Genomic DNA, 13392 nt, shown 5'->3' with positions numbered 1-13392 from the left:
TCTCGGGTCGATCACGGGTCAGTCCTGGGTCAATCACGGGCCAGGGCCTCGACAGGGTTGAGCCGGGCCGCGCTGCGCGCCGGCAGGAAGCCGAACACCACCCCGATGAGGGTCGAGCACAGAAAGGCCGCCCCCATGGCCGAGGTGGAGAAAGCCAGCGTGAAGTTGTTGCTGAAGTGCTTGAAAAGGGCCCCGAAGCCCAAAGCCAGCGAGATGCCCAGCACACCGCCCAACAGGCAAACCAGCACGGCTTCGATCAGGAACTGCTGTTGAATATCGCTTTGCCGTGCCCCCACCGCCATGCGCACGCCGATTTCGCCGGTGCGCTCGGTGACGCTCACCAGCATGATGTTCATCACGCCGATGCCGCCCACCACCAGCGAAATGACGGCAATCGACGACACCAGCAACGTGAGCGTGCGGGTGGTGCTTTCAATGGTCTGGCGGATGCTGTCGGTGTTGAGCACATAGAAATCCACCCGGCCGTGACGGCGCTCCATCAACTGGTTGATGCCCTGCTCGGCGGCGGCCATCGAGATGCGATCGTCCACCCGCACCGTGATGCTGCGCAGATAGCCCTGTCCGATCAGGCGGCGCATGGCCGTGGTGTAAGGCACGAAGACATTGAGGGTCTCCATGTTGGGGCCGAACCCCCCTTCCTTTTTGGCGGTGACGCCCACCACATAGACCGGCATGCTGCCCAGCAACAACACCTGGCCCACCGGGTTGGTGTTGGGGAACAGTTTCTTGCGGGCGTTCTCATCGATCACCGCCACCTGGCCGTAGGCCTGCACGGCGGCTTCACTGAAGGCCGTGCCGCCGGCCATCTCCAGGCCTTTGACCCGAAAATACTGCTCGCCCACGCCCGTGACCTGCACCGAGGCATCGATGTTGGCATACCGCGCCGTGACCGAGGCCTGCACATTGGGGGTGACGCTGTCCACATAGCTCTGCTCTTTGAGCGCGTCCGCATCAGCCGGGCTCAGGGTCTGGATGCGGGCGGCCCGCGGGTCGCCGAACCCGGTGCCCGAGTACACATCGATGGTGTTGGTGCCAATGGAGCTGATGTTGGCCAACACCTTCTGGCGCGAGCCCTCCCCCAGAGCCACCACCGACACCACCGAGGCAATGCCGATGATGATGCCCAGCATGGTCAGCAAGGTGCGCAGGCGGTGCGCATTCATGGCCAGCAAGGCCATGCGGAAGGCTTCACCCAGCCGGTCTGCCCAGCGGCTCAGGGCGGTCCAGGGCCCAGTCCGGCCAGCGGCCTTGGGGCGGAGGATCACCGCGTCACCCGCCGAGGCGGGCGTCAAGGGTTGGCTTGGGACGTTGCTGCGGTCGGAGACCACCTCGCCATCGCGCAGTTCAACAATGCGCTGGGCATGGCTGGCCACCTGCATGTCGTGCGTGACCAGGATGATGGTGTGGCCCATCGCATGCAATTCAGCCAGAATCTTCATCACCTCGGCGCCGGACTGGGTGTCCAGCGCCCCGGTGGGCTCGTCCGCCAGGATGACGCTGCCACCGTTCATCAGGGCTCGGGCGATCGACACCCGCTGCTGCTGGCCACCCGACAGCTTGCCCGGCACATGCGAGGTGCGTCCGGCCAGGCCCAGGCGCTCCAGCAGGGCCAGGGCGCGGGCCCGGCGCTCACGCGCCCCTGAGCCGGCATAGATCGCGGGCACCTCCACATTGCCGGCGGCCGACAGGTCGCCCAGCAGGTGATAGCGCTGGAAGATGAAGCCAAAATGCTCGCGCCGCAGCGCGGCCAGTTCGTCAGCCTGCAGGCTGCCCACTTCGCGACCATTGATCTGGTAGCTGCCCCGGCTGGGCTGGTCCAGGCAGCCGATCAGGTTCATCAAGGTGGACTTGCCGGAACCCGACTGACCCACGATGGCGATCATCTCGCCGGCGGCCACATCGAGGCGGATGTCCTTGAGCACGGCCAGCGGGCTGTCACCGACCAGGAACTCGCGCCACACCCCCTGCAATGACAGCAGGGGCTGGGCGGGATCTGAAGCCGAGGCGGGAGCCGCGCCGCCCGGTGTTGGGTGCGCGCTCATGTCAGAACCCACCCGGTGGCGGGCGCATGCTGCGCGATTCGCCCGAGGCCGACGGGGCCCCGGCAGCATTGCCCAGCACCACCTTCTCACCCTCTTTCAGGCCGTCCAGGACTTCCACGGTCACGTTGTTGTTGATGCCCACGTGCACGGTGCGCGGCTGCAACTGCCCGTCGCCGCCCAGCACGCTGACCCGGTAACTGCCGTCGCGCTGGCGGGCACTGAGAGCGCCCACAGGCATCGTCAGCGCGTTCTTGGCCTGACCGCGCACGATGTAGACCATGGCGGTCATCGAGATGCGCAGCTTGTTGTCGGGGTTGGGCACGTCAAACAGGCCGTTGTAGTAGATGGCCGTGGCGCTGCTGGTGGAGGTCGAACTGGAACTGCTGCTGGAGGAACTGCTGGTGGTGGAGGTGCTGATGCTGTCGGTGGCCGGCTCGATGGTGCGCAAGGTGGCGTCGTAGCGCTTTTGCGGTTCGCCAAGAATCGTGAAGTACACCCGCTGTCCCGGTTTGACCGAGGTGACATCGGCCTCTGAGATCGAGGCCTTGACGGTCATGGTGTCGACCTTGGCCACGATGATGATGGTGGGGGTGGACTGGTTGGCGTTGACGGTGGTGCCTTCTTCGGTCACCAGGGCCACCACCTGCCCATCAATGGGCGACACGATGCGGGTGTAGCCCAGGTTGACGCGGGCCGTGTCCACCGCCACCTTGGCCTGGTCCACCTGGGCGCGCAGCGCCTCCACGCTGGCCCGGCTGGTCTTTTCGGTGGCCAGAGCGGCCTCCAGATCGGCCTGTGAACTTGCCTCGGAAGCCCGCATCTGCTGCTGCCGCTTCAGGGCCAGTTCGGCCTGCGTGAGGGTGGCCTCGGCAGAGCGCAGCTGCGCCTGCACATTGGCCAGGGCAGCCTCGTTGTTGCGCAAGGTGTTCTGCTGGGTGAGCGAGTCGATCTCGGCAACAAGGTCGCCTTTGCGAACGATGTCACCCAAGGCCACCTTGAGCGACTTGACCTGGCCCGACACCTGGGCCCCCACACTGACCTGCTTGAAGGCCTTGAGCGTGCCATTGGCGAGCACGGTGTCTTCGATGTCGGCCCGAGCCACCGGGGCGGTGATGTATGCGGGGGCCGGCGCGGGCGCGAAGAAGGTCTTCTTGCCCGCCACCAGGGCGATGGCCAATACCCCGACCGCGATCCCTGGACGGATCAGGCGTTTGAATTCAATGTTCATGAAAAATCTGAGGCTTGCAAGTCGCCCAGTTTGCCAGCCCCGCATGACACCAGCGCTTGCGCAGCGTCACAGGAAGGTAAAGCGAGCCCGCCCCCATCCGGTTTCAGGCCCGGCCCGTCACAGACCGAACAGAGCCCGCAGTGCACCGTCGTCCATGCCCTCCACCGCCACCCGCTTGGTGCGCCCGCTGCTGCCCAGCTCGATGGTGACGGCCGATTTGGACACCCCGCAGCGTTGCGCAACGAAGGCAATCAGCGCCTTGTTGGCCTCGCCGTCCACCGGCGGCGCCTTCAGCTGGATCTTGGGCTTGCCGTCATGGGTGCCCATCAGCTGGGTTTGCTTGGCGCCGGGTTGGCAGTAGAGAACGATCTTGGCCATGGAGAAAAACGATCAAGGACAGGGAAAGCGGCCTTGGACGGCCCCCAGCATGGCAGGGATGATAGAACGCGGCCACCGCTGTTTCAGTAAGATGACGCTCGCCTGCCCTGCCCCACACCCCCTTGATGACCCCCAGCGCCAGTTTTCCGATCCGCACCGAATGCCCGCCCGGCGCCTGCGTCTGCGACCGTGACGCCCTGCTGCAAAACCCCAGCGGTGACTTGCGCGTGCTGCGCCTGACGCGTGAAGAGGAAAAGCGCCTGCTGCAGCGGCTGGAAAACCTTGCCAGCCTCAGCGACCTGCGCCGCCTCGAAGAGCGCCTGGAAGAGCAGCTTGGCATTCGCCTGACCATCAGCACCAGCCCCAACGAGGTGCGCACCCTGCGCGGCATCACCATCCTGGTCCACGAGCAACCTGGCCTGTGCAAGAAAACCCGCCAGGCCATCCCCGCCGCCATCAAGAAAAGCCTGGAGCAACGGCCTGAGATCGCGTTCGAGTTGCTGGATGAGGGGGGATTGTTTGGGGGAGGATGAGTCGGCGCATTCGGCCTCTGTGCCCTTCCGTATGGACTCGGTCGGGTCACCGAGCGAGCGCAAGGCCGAACGACGACTGAAAGCGGTCTCGCAACGACTCAGCACCTCCTCGGCCAGGTCGGGCAACGCGGACAAAGGCGTTTCCCGAGGCCTGGAGTCGAACACCGCCTGAGCCGGCCGCAAAAGATCGCCTGGGTCCTGATGCCAGTCGAGCACCGCCCAACCCGAGGCCACCGTTCCCTTTTAGCCCTCCCGATGGATCTGGCCCACCCTGACATGCCCGTAGATCACCTGATTGCGGGCTCGGCTGCGGACACGATCTTTCAGTCAAAACGACAGCCGGAGCCCTGAACAAGGAAGTCAGCAACCCTCATGCCTCTATGTGTCGGTAGCTTGACAGAAAGTGCCCCCCCTCGCGTCCTAGAGTAGGCAGACATCGGCAATCTAGTCGTGACAGACGTGATGAAGGGAACCTGTTCATGAAGCAAAAACAATGGCCAGTCGCCGGCGGCGTGAGAGCGCTCGGCTCCGCTGCGTGGGCGCAATCGGAGGCGCAATTGGCGGTGCAAATGTTGGGTGTGCTGGCCAACGCCTCGACCTCCATGGCCAACATGGCCATGTTGGCCATACGAGCCCAAAGCGGTGATGGCGTGCGGTCACTGGCCGTGGGCCTGCGTCACACCTTCTAAAGACGCCATGAACAACCGAGCCCTGGCAGGATTTCTCTGACCGTGGGCTGCCGGAGGGCTCGGACCGATTCCCCCCCCTGTCTGTTCTCCAAAGAGGTCACAATGAACATATCTCCAATTGGCGCGGCACTGCTCTGGAGTTGCGCAGCAGGTGCAGGCGCTGCGCCCGCGAACGACGGCTATCCGAGTCGTCCGGTGCGGATCGTCGTGCAGTACCAGGCTGGCGGCGCAACCGACACCTTGGCGCGAATCCTCACAGAAGCTCTGAGCAAGCGGCTTCATCAGCCTTTTGTGGTCGACAACCGCAGCGGTGCCACAGGCATCATCGGCAGCGACCATGTGGCCAAGAGTGCTGCCGATGGTTACACGCTGCTCCTGACCACGCCAGCGGCCATCAGCACCAACCTGGTCCTCTACAAGAAGCTACCCTACGACCCGCGCACTGACCTGCGCATGATCTCGGATGTCGTCAGACCCTCTTTGGTACTTGCGGTCAATCCATCGGTACCGGCGCGAGACTTCAGGACGCTGATTGAGGCCATACGGCGGTCTCCCGGCAACTATGCGATGGGATCTTGGGGCGCTGGCACATTGCCCCATCAAATTCAGGTGTACATGGACAAAACCTATGGCCTGCAAACTCTGCACGTTGCCTATAAAGGTGAAAGTCCGATGTCCGCAGACCTGATCAGCGGCGTAGTCCAGATCACCTTGGGCTCCGCCGCCACCCTCAAGCCCTTCATCAACACCGGCAAGTTGCGAGCCCTGGCGGTGGTGGGCAACCACCGCGCTCAAGGCCTCCCCCAGGTTCCAACCTTCAGCGAGCAGGGCTACAAAGATGCTGTCTACAGCAACACGGGTGCCATATCGCTGATGGCTCCCGCCCGGACACCCGACTTCATTGTTCAACGCGTGGCTCATGAGCTTGCCGCCGTGATGCGTGAGCCCTCGGTCCGCGAACGCGTCGAGAGCCTGGGGCTTGAGCCGGTTGGGAATACGCCCGCCGAGGCCACAGCCGCCTACGCGAGTTTTCTCCCCGTTGCCCTCGACCTGGCCCGCTCCACCGGCGTGAGCTTGGATTGACCCGGTTTTCAGCAGCAAGCCCCCCCAACCCGGCGAATGCACCCGCTCCGCACAGTGCGCTGCCTGAGTCACCTTGTGGGTCTGATGGGTTGCACTGCCGCGGGCAGCGGCGCCAACCGGCCTGAGCACCGTGCCGGCACGGGTACCGACGCCAAAGAAAAAGGAATCAGCATGACCACCAAAGACGACACCCCTTCCATCCTGTTCATGGGCACCGGCAGCGAAACTGTGGCGCCAGGCCTGCACATCCTGCATGGCCAAGGCCAGTCTTTTGTGGCCGAGACCGATGTCGGTCTGGTCGTCATCGATGCGGGCCCTGGTGGCCCGGTGACCGAGAGCATGATCGCCAGTCTGCGCCAGATCAGCAGGTCTCCTGTGCATGCGCTGTGCTACAGCCATGGGCACATGGGCTACAACGCAGGCGTGGCCACCTGGCTGGCCCATGCAGCAGAACGGGGTGATGCAGCCCCACGGCTGATCGCACACGACAACCTCCCACGCCGGTACGCCCGCTACCGGGAGACTCTGGCACTGCAACATCGCATGGCGGAAGTTCAGTTCAACCGATCGCCCGGTTTCTTTGATCATCGGATCGACTTGCATGAGCCGACAGAGACCTTCGCGGATCGCCTCATCCTCGGCAACGATGAGCAGCGCATCGAACTTTTTTGGGCACCATCAGAGACCGATGATGCGATTGCTCTGTGGTGCCCTGCCCACCGTGTGCTTTACGGGGGCGCTGCATTGCTGAACTCCATCCCCAACATCGGCACGCCTTTTCGCACCCAACGGGACACGGCTCGCTGGGCCAATACGCTGGAAGCCATGGCCGCACTCCGTCCACTCAAGGCCGTGCGCGAGTTCGGCCCCGTGATCGAGGGTGAGGAGTCCGTGCAGCAGGTACTGGGCCACACGGCACGCACGCTGCGTTGGCTGCGATCCGAAGTGGTGAGACTGATGAACGAGGGCTTGAACGAACAACAGGTGCTCGCAGCCATCCGGTACCCTCAAGAGCTCTTCTGTGTGCCATGGATGCAGCCAAGCTATGGCGACCCCAGCTACATCGTGCGCGACATCTATCGCTCCGAGAACGGCTGGTGGGACCGCAACCCGACCTCCTTGCATCCGGCAGCGCCCGAAGCCGTTGCGACCGCCGTGGCGGAAGCCATCACCGACAAAAGTGCCTTGATCAAGCATGCCCAAACACTGGGCGATTCAGGGCAGCATCAATTGGCGCTCCATGTGATCGACCTGCTGGCCATGTCAGACAGCGACGCACCCGATATCACCCTGGCCCGAAAACTCAAGGCAAGCTTGTTGCGGCAACGCGCAACCCAGGTTGAGAGCTTTGTCTCTCAAAATCTCTACCGCGTGAGTGCCGACATGATCGAGCAATCCACATCATGCCGGTTCGGAATTCACTGAGGCAAAACGTGCCCTCATGGGAACCCTGGCACGATGCATGAAAACAGGCGCGTCAAACCGTTGACCCTGTGCCTTGAAACCCCTTCACAGTGCGCGTGCCTGGATTTCAAAGGCTGGCAGGCCTGCACCCTACTCGCTGCGCGGAAGTTCGTGGTGAGCGAGGCTGGCTGTCAGCACCTCGCCTCATCGGGCACCAACGATCCGAGCCAGCGTTTCCTCCAGTAGGCTCCGGTCCGCCACACGCTTGGCGTCGGTGCGCTGAGCCAGGTTGTGTAGCTTGCGCCGCACAGCCGGCAAATCGACCGCATGTGGAAGCCCAATGAGATCGAAGTCCGGCTGCTGATCTTCAATGGATCGTAGGAACGCACATGATGGCTCATCAAGCCAACTGGCGACACGCGCCAACAGGCGTTCACGAATGCCCAGCAAGACTTCGGCTTCAATGGGCTCTGCCGTCATGCCCTTGAAGTGCACCTCGAAGGTAGCCGAGAAATCCGCTGGCACGCGAGGTGCCAGCATCTCCCAAGCAGGCTTGGGGCTACAGGTCAGATAGACGAGGAAAGTCCGCCAGAGTACCTGATCAGCTCGTTTGTCTTCCAGCAACAAGCCAACATCGAAAAGATCGCGCGGATGCTGCCGCGAGAGTGCCGCTGCCAGCTTGCCGGCGTAGAGATCAGCAAAGTCCAACACCTGCACCGAGGCGAAACCGAACGCGTCCTCCACCCTTGGGCGTACCACCATGTTGCGTACTGGATGCACCGCCCCCCGCATGACCGGGGTTGTCTCGATCTGCACACGCGCACGACCGCGACTGGCCACCAACCGCGTAACGCCTGAGCCTTCGCCTGCAGACAACTGCACCTGCAACTGCAGGGGCCGGGCGCGCAGCCTGTCGGCCAGTCGCCCAAGCGCTTCGGCGATCAGCTTCGCATCCTCGGCATAGCCATGTACCGGCAACCAAGCCAGATCAATGTCCACCGACAAGCGTGGCAGGTCGTGCTCGAACAGATTGATTGCCGTGCCGCCCTTGAGCGCAAAACGCGGTTCCTGCGCCAGTAGCGGCAGGATCTCGACCAGCAGCCGGACCCGGTCGGTATAGCGGCGATCCCAGTGATCAAGCCAGGTGTTCATCGAGGTCTGCCGGCAAGGTGATCTGATAGGTCGGATGCAGGCGGCCGCCAGGCACCAGTGCGCGCTTTCCCCGGCCCAGATCAACCCCCTCCAGCGACACGTGCGACAGCCACGCATGCCGGTGGCGCTGGGCCAGCGCCAGAAACACCCGTTTGGCCTTGATGCTGCAACAGTGGCGCAACAGCAGGCCAACCCGCTGCGGCCGCAGCGTCGTCATGGCCTGCATCAGCGCATCGGCCTCGTAGACCCACGTTGCGCCTGCGATGCCGTCGCACAGCTCCAGCATGGCCCGCTCGGGCGTAGAGCAGACCAAGGCATCGGTGCCTGGCGCCGCCTGGTACCAGGCCAGCCCTTGTTCGGACAGCGTGTTCTCAGACACCTCCGATATGAACGACAAGGATGACAGATCGAACGCCCCTCTGCCCAAGAACTCGAAACGCTGCTCCAACGGGAGCTTGTAGAGCCAACCCGGTGACCGCTCCGGCCCATACAACGTGATTGCTCCTGCGTCGCCCAGACGCAGGTAGTGCTCGTGCCCCTGCAGGCTTAGAGCGAATCGGCCGCCGACATGCAGTGGCATCCCCTCGCCAACCTGCAAGCTGCGAACCACCCCCTCCCACTGCAGGTGGCCACCCTTGCGCATGTAAACGCCGCGTACAGGTGACACCAGCCAGCCGCTGCTCACATAACGCGCGACGAGGCTGTTGGAGTAGCCGTGCGCTCGCAGCCAGCGGCTCGATATCAGGCGTGTGTCGCCAAGCTCGGCCAGCAGCAGGTTCAGATTCCCTTTTTTTTGATCACTCATAATGCTCAAAATACAGCTTTTATAAACTCTTGCCAAGGCCTGAAGGTTTGGTTGAAGATGAAAAAGATCACTTATAGTGATCTTTTTACGAAAAAAATAAACCACGCGCCGGGCATTGGCGGCACATTCAGAGAGAGCTGTCATGCCGTTCTCCCTTCACAATGCCGCGCTGCAGACGGACACCACCACGTATTCAGAAAGCGGCTTCGGCACATGGGTTCGCCTGTCAATCCAGGCATCTACCATATCCGCCCACTCCGCAGCATATGGCGCCGCTGCTCGGCGTACTCGGCCGTGTTGCGGATCGAACACGAGGAACAGCAGTCCTCGTGGGCGAGCGGCAGGTCGTCGGCCTTGGTGCGCTCGGACACGATCTGGGTCACTCGGCTGAGCGTCGCCTTGGACATGCGGCGGTCAGGCGGCGTTTCTCCCGCAGCTTCTCCAGCGCGGGAGACTTGCCCTGCGCGACGGCCTTCTTGGCGGCGATCACGCTTTTCACGGGCCATCACCAGCGAAATATTGGGGCTTGAGATTGCGTATTGCTGGGTCGGTCAGCAGCGAGGTCGTTCTCCTGTTTCGTGACGGCTTTCACTGCCAACGATCAGGAGGCCTGCTGACGCCGGGAAAGCCGCCTCAAACAAACTTTCCCGATAAGACCTTTACCGTGAAACACGGGTTGGGTCTGGATAGTGAACTGGCAGGCCTTGATCCGGCCCTCGGTTCTTGCCGGCAGTTCGACCGCCAACCTTTTCTGCTGGCCGGCGATAACAACCGATAGCTGCCGTGACGTATTCTTTTTTAAATCAATACGTTACGGCAGTTTCTCGATCATCTGAGATAGTCCCAGAAGGACCTGATTTCACTCCCACTCGATCGTCGCTGGCGGCTTGGAGCTCACGTCGTAGGTGACGCGGTTGATGCCACGCACCTCGTTGATGATTCGGCTGGAGACCTTCTTCAGCAACGCGTAGGGCAGCTCGGCCCAGTCAGCGGTCATGAAGTCGCTGGTCTGCACGGCGCGCAGGGCCACCACGTAGTCGTAGGTGCGGCCATCGCCCATCACGCCCACGCTCTTGACCGGCAGGAAGACGGTGAATGCCTGGCTGGTGAGGTCGTACCAGGTCTTGCCGGTGGCCTCGTCACGGAAGTTGCGCAGCTCTTCGATGAAGATGGCGTCGGCGCGGCGCAGCAGATCGGCGTATTCCTTCTTGACCTCGCCCAGGATGCGCACCCCCAGGCCGGGGCCCGGGAAGGGATGGCGGTAGACCATTTCGTGAGGCAGGCCCAGGGCGACGCCCAGCTCGCGCACTTCGTCCTTGAACAGCTCGCGCAGGGGCTCCAGCAGCTTCAGGCCCAGTTGCTCGGGCAGGCCGCCCACGTTGTGGTGGCTCTTGATGGTGACGGCCTTCTTGCTCTTGGCACCGCCCGACTCGATCACGTCGGGGTAGATGGTGCCCTGGGCCAGGAAGGTGGCGCCCTTGTGGCCGCCATTGCCGGCCTTGAGCTTGGCCGCTTCGGACTTGAAGACTTCGACAAACTCGCGACCAATGATCTTGCGCTTGGCTTCGGGCTCGCTGACGCCGGCCAATTGCCCCAGGAACAGGTCGGAGGCATCCACACGGATCACCTTGGCGTGGAGCTTGCCTTCAAACATCTCCATCACCATGTCGCCCTCGTTCAGGCGCAGCAGACCGTGGTCGACGAACACACAGGTCAGTTGGTCGCCGATGGCGCGGTGGATCAGCGCGGCGGCCACGCTGGAGTCCACGCCACCCGACAGGCCCAGGATCACCTCTTCGTCGCCCACCTGCTGGCGGATCTTTTCGACCGCCTCACTGATGTAGTCGCCCATGATCCAATCCGGCGAGACGCCGCAGATGCCCAGCACAAAGCGCTGCAACAAGGCCGGGCCTTGTTTGGTGTGCGTGACTTCGGGGTGGAACTGCACGGCGTAGAAGCGACGGTCTTCGTCGGCCATGCCGGCGATGGGGCAGCTGTCGGTGCTGGCCATGAGCTTGAAGCCCGGGGGCAACTCGGTGACCTTGTCGCCGTGGCTCATCCACACGTCGAGCATGCCGTGGCCTTCGTCGGTGACGAAGTCCTGGATGCCTTCGAGCAGACGGGTATGCCCGCGGGCGCGCACCGCGGCAAAGCCGAATTCACGCTTGTGGCCGCCTTCGACCTTGCCGCCCAACTGGTGCGCCATGGCTTGCATGCCATAGCAGATGCCCAACACCGGAATCCCCAGCTCGAACACGGCCTGAGGCGCCTTGTCGGTGGTTTCTTCATAGACGCTGGCATGGCTGCCGGACAGGATCACGCCCTTGAGCTGGCCATCGGCCGCGTATTGGCGAATCCACTCGTCAGACACGTCGCAGGGATGAACCTCGCAGAACACATGGGCTTCGCGCACGCGACGTGCGATCAGCTGGGTGACCTGGGAGCCGAAGTCGAGGATGAGGATTTTCTGGTGTTGCATCGCAGGGGCTTCGCTTACTCGGCGCGGTAGTTGGGCGCTTCTTTGGTGATCTGCACGTCGTGCACGTGGCTTTCGCGGATGCCGGCCGAGGTGATCTCGACGAATTCGGCACGCTCATGCATTTCGGCAATGGTGCCGCAACCGCAGTAGCCCATGGAGGCCCGGATGCCGCCCGCCATCTGGTACACGATGGAGACCATGGAGCCCTTGTAGGGCACACGGCCTTCGATGCCTTCGGGCACCAGCTTGTCGGCATTCGGGTTGCCGGTGCTGGACTCCTGGAAGTAGCGGTCGGCACTGCCTTGTTGCATGGCGCCGATGCTGCCCATGCCGCGGTAGCTCTTGTAGCTGCGGCCCTGGAACAGGATCACTTCGCCCGGGGCTTCTTCGGTGCCCGCAAACATGCCGCCCATCATCACGGTGGAGGCGCCTGCCGCCAAAGCCTTGGCGATGTCACCGCTGTAACGAATGCCACCGTCGCCGATCAGGGGCACACCGGTGCCTTTCAGCGCACTGGCCACGTTGTCGATGGCCATGATCTGGGGCACACCCACGCCGGCCACGATGCGGGTGGTGCAGATCGAGCCGGGGCCGATACCGACCTTGACCGCATCGGCACCGGCTTCCACCAGGGCCAGCGCCGCAGCGCCGGTGGCGATGTTGCCGCCAATGACTTCGATCTGGGGGTAGTTCTGCTTGACCCAGCGCACGCGCTCGATCACACCCTTGCTATGGCCGTGGGCGGTGTCGACCACGATGGCATCGACGCCGGCCCGGACCAGGGCTTCAACGCGTTCTTCGGTGCCCTCACCCACGCCGACGGCAGCGCCCACCCGCAGACGGCCCGAGGGATCGCGTGCAGCATTGGGGAAGCTGGTCTGTTTGGTGATGTCTTTGACAGTGATCAGGCCCTTGAGCTCAAAGGCGTCGTTGACCACCATCAGGCGCTCCAGGCGGTGCTTGTTCAGCAGGGCCTTGGCCTCTTCGGCGGTGGCGCCCTCTTTGACCGTGATGAGTTTCTCGCGCGGCGTCATGATCTGCGAGACCTTGACGTCGTAGCGGGTTTCAAAACGCAGGTCACGGCCGGTCACGATGCCCACCACCTTGCCACCGTCGCACACCGGGAAACCCGAGATGCCCAGTTGCTCGGACAGCTGCATCACCTGCAGCACGGTGTGCTCCGGGGTGATGACCACCGGATCGCGCAACACGCCGGATTCGTAGCGCTTGACCTTGGCCACCTGAGCGGCCTGCTCTTGCGCAGTGAGGTTCTTGTGGACGATCCCGATGCCCCCTTCCTGGGCGATCGCGATCGCCAGGCGGGCTTCCGTCACCGTGTCCATGGCGGCAGACACCAAGGGCAGGTTCAGGGTAATGTTTCGGGTGAATTTCGTGGCGAGGGAAGTGTCCTTTGGCAGGACTTGGGAGTACGCTGGCACCAACAACACATCGTCGAAGGTGAGCGCTTTTCCGAGAAGGCGCATGTCAAAGCTCCAAAAGAAGGATTGTAGCCGTGTCAGGGACCCTTGACCGGCTGGCCCCTCACAACCTGCTTTTGGCGGACTGTCGCGGGACAAT

At 63.1% G+C, this 13392-nt stretch carries 11 protein-coding genes; 4 read left to right on the top strand and 7 right to left on the bottom strand.

The genetic code is table 11. The annotated features are described in order from the left end of the window. Window positions 1–29: 29 nt before the first annotated feature. From AC07VS_RS08915 to AC07VS_RS08905, 3 genes are all read right to left on the bottom strand, one after another. Window positions 30–2063, bottom strand: coding sequence for a MacB family efflux pump subunit (locus AC07VS_RS08915; RefSeq protein WP_494750755.1), 2034 nt, complete (start codon window positions 2061–2063; stop codon window positions 30–32). 1 nt (window position 2064) lies between these two features. Continuing rightward, window positions 2065–3291, bottom strand: coding sequence for an efflux RND transporter periplasmic adaptor subunit (locus tag AC07VS_RS08910; protein WP_494750754.1), 1227 nt, complete (start codon window positions 3289–3291; stop codon window positions 2065–2067). A 117-nt stretch (window positions 3292–3408) separates the two neighbouring features. Beyond that, window positions 3409–3669 (bottom strand): DUF167 domain-containing protein, encoded by a 261-nt coding sequence (locus AC07VS_RS08905; RefSeq protein ID WP_494656146.1) that lies wholly within the window; start codon window positions 3667–3669, stop codon window positions 3409–3411. Between the two features lie 125 nt (window positions 3670–3794). On the opposite strand from AC07VS_RS08905, the gene AC07VS_RS08900 reads away from it, so the two are divergent. From AC07VS_RS08900 to AC07VS_RS08885, 4 genes are all read left to right on the top strand, one after another. Then, window positions 3795–4202, top strand: coding sequence for a hypothetical protein (locus AC07VS_RS08900; RefSeq protein ID WP_492345561.1), 408 nt, complete (start codon window positions 3795–3797; stop codon window positions 4200–4202). Window positions 4203–4681: 479 nt separating this feature from the next. Next, the gene (locus tag AC07VS_RS08895; RefSeq protein WP_494750753.1) at window positions 4682–4891 is read left to right on the top strand and encodes a hypothetical protein; all 210 of its coding nucleotides are present in this window, start codon (window positions 4682–4684) and stop codon (window positions 4889–4891) included. A gap of 102 nt (window positions 4892–4993) precedes the next feature. Next, window positions 4994–5974 carry a Bug family tripartite tricarboxylate transporter substrate binding protein gene (locus tag AC07VS_RS08890; protein WP_494750752.1) on the top strand — a complete coding sequence of 327 codons (981 nt, stop codon included), beginning with the start codon at window positions 4994–4996 and terminating at the stop codon, window positions 5972–5974. Window positions 5975–6145: 171 nt separating this feature from the next. Further along, window positions 6146–7399 (top strand): alkyl sulfatase dimerization domain-containing protein, encoded by a 1254-nt coding sequence (locus AC07VS_RS08885; RefSeq protein ID WP_494750751.1) that lies wholly within the window; start codon window positions 6146–6148, stop codon window positions 7397–7399. 183 nt (window positions 7400–7582) lie between these two features. On the opposite strand, the gene AC07VS_RS08880 is transcribed toward AC07VS_RS08885, so the two are convergent. From AC07VS_RS08880 to guaB, 4 genes are all read right to left on the bottom strand, one after another. Continuing rightward, on the bottom strand, window positions 7583–8530 hold the full coding sequence (locus tag AC07VS_RS08880) for a nucleotidyl transferase AbiEii/AbiGii toxin family protein (protein ID WP_494750750.1): 948 nt from the start codon (window positions 8528–8530) through the stop codon (window positions 7583–7585). Next, on the bottom strand, window positions 8514–9335 hold the full coding sequence (locus AC07VS_RS08875; RefSeq protein ID WP_494750822.1) for a type IV toxin-antitoxin system AbiEi family antitoxin domain-containing protein: 822 nt from the start codon (window positions 9333–9335) through the stop codon (window positions 8514–8516). Before AC07VS_RS08875 ends, AC07VS_RS08880 begins: the two co-directional genes overlap by 17 nt. Window positions 9336–10194: 859 nt before the next feature. Then, a complete protein-coding gene (gene guaA / locus AC07VS_RS08870; protein ID WP_492349010.1) occupies window positions 10195–11814 on the bottom strand; it encodes a glutamine-hydrolyzing GMP synthase in 1620 nt (539 codons plus the stop codon). Between the two features lie 14 nt (window positions 11815–11828). Further along, window positions 11829–13298 carry an IMP dehydrogenase gene (gene guaB, locus AC07VS_RS08865; protein ID WP_027474456.1) on the bottom strand — a complete coding sequence of 490 codons (1470 nt, stop codon included), beginning with the start codon at window positions 13296–13298 and terminating at the stop codon, window positions 11829–11831. Between the last annotated feature and the right edge of the window lie 94 nt (window positions 13299–13392).

The sequence above is a fragment of the Curvibacter sp. GW821-FHT01G03 genome, assembly GCF_059422285.1.
The sequence above is the reverse complement of the archived record's forward strand: the minus strand, read 5'-3'. Positions and strand labels throughout refer to the sequence as shown.

Coding starts and splice junctions, on each gene's coding strand:
- AC07VS_RS08915 (WP_494750755.1), bottom strand. CDS start 2,063: ATGAGCGCGCACCCAACACCGGGCGGCGCGGCTCCCGCCTCGGCTTCA.
- AC07VS_RS08910 (WP_494750754.1), bottom strand. CDS start 3,291: ATGAACATTGAATTCAAACGCCTGATCCGTCCAGGGATCGCGGTCGGG.
- AC07VS_RS08905 (WP_494656146.1), bottom strand. CDS start 3,669: ATGGCCAAGATCGTTCTCTACTGCCAACCCGGCGCCAAGCAAACCCAG.
- AC07VS_RS08900 (WP_492345561.1), top strand. CDS start 3,795: ATGACCCCCAGCGCCAGTTTTCCGATCCGCACCGAATGCCCGCCCGGC.
- AC07VS_RS08895 (WP_494750753.1), top strand. CDS start 4,682: ATGAAGCAAAAACAATGGCCAGTCGCCGGCGGCGTGAGAGCGCTCGGC.
- AC07VS_RS08890 (WP_494750752.1), top strand. CDS start 4,994: ATGAACATATCTCCAATTGGCGCGGCACTGCTCTGGAGTTGCGCAGCA.
- AC07VS_RS08885 (WP_494750751.1), top strand. CDS start 6,146: ATGACCACCAAAGACGACACCCCTTCCATCCTGTTCATGGGCACCGGC.
- AC07VS_RS08880 (WP_494750750.1), bottom strand. CDS start 8,530: ATGAACACCTGGCTTGATCACTGGGATCGCCGCTATACCGACCGGGTC.
- AC07VS_RS08875 (WP_494750822.1), bottom strand. CDS start 9,335: ATGAGTGATCAAAAAAAAGGGAATCTGAACCTGCTGCTGGCCGAGCTT.
- guaA (WP_492349010.1), bottom strand. CDS start 11,814: ATGCAACACCAGAAAATCCTCATCCTCGACTTCGGCTCCCAGGTCACC.
- guaB (WP_027474456.1), bottom strand. CDS start 13,298: ATGCGCCTTCTCGGAAAAGCGCTCACCTTCGACGATGTGTTGTTGGTG.